Origin of the sequence: Actinomadura sp. BRA 177 (genome assembly GCF_013372625.1) — a bacterium.
In the GTDB taxonomy this organism is placed as follows: Bacteria; Actinomycetota; Actinomycetes; order Streptosporangiales; family Streptosporangiaceae; genus Spirillospora.
Genome location: NZ_JABXFD010000130.1, coordinates 1 through 536, shown reverse-complemented (window position 1 = coordinate 536; position 536 = coordinate 1). Strand labels below are relative to the sequence as shown.

2 protein-coding genes are annotated in these 536 nt (G+C 70.5%); one reads left to right on the top strand and one right to left on the bottom strand.

Annotated elements, in window-relative coordinates; all coding sequences use genetic code 11:
• Positions 1 to 41: 41 nt before the first annotated feature.
• Positions 42 to 281, bottom strand: coding sequence for a hypothetical protein (locus HUX53_RS03640; protein WP_176401749.1), 240 nt, complete (start codon positions 279 to 281; stop codon positions 42 to 44).
• Here HUX53_RS03640 and HUX53_RS03635 point away from each other — a divergent pair.
• Positions 256 to 495: a hypothetical protein gene (locus HUX53_RS03635; RefSeq protein WP_176401749.1), complete on the top strand. Its 240-nt coding sequence runs from the start codon at positions 256 to 258 to the stop codon at positions 493 to 495. The genes HUX53_RS03640 and HUX53_RS03635 overlap by 26 nt on opposite strands.
• Positions 496 to 536: the final 41 nt, after the last annotated feature.

Below are 536 nucleotides of genomic sequence, written 5' to 3'. Positions count from 1 at the left end.
TCCGTGCGGTTAGTCGTGCGTCCTGAGGAGGTGTTGGTGGTTCAGGAGGCGGGCTTTTCCTGCGGGTGGCCGCGGGCCGCCTTCTTCGCGTCCGCCTTGTGCTCGGCCGACTTCTCCGCGGCCTCCTGCAGCCCGTCCTCGGCCGTGTACTCCTCGTCCGTGGGCTCGGCGAGCTTGCCGAAGCCGAGCAGCGCCTCGCCGACCCCGAAGGACACCGCCGCGTAGGCGAACACGCCGACGTAGACGCCGATCCAGTTGCCGACGCCGCGCGGCGTCGGCAACTGGATCGGCGTCTACGTCGGCGTGTTCGCCTACGCGGCGGTGTCCTTCGGGGTCGGCGAGGCGCTGCTCGGCTTCGGCAAGCTCGCCGAGCCCACGGACGAGGAGTACACGGCCGAGGACGGGCTGCAGGAGGCCGCGGAGAAGTCGGCCGAGCACAAGGCGGACGCGAAGAAGGCGGCCCGCGGCCACCCGCAGGAAAAGCCCGCCTCCTGAACCACCAACACCTCCTCAGGACGCACGACTAACCGCACGGA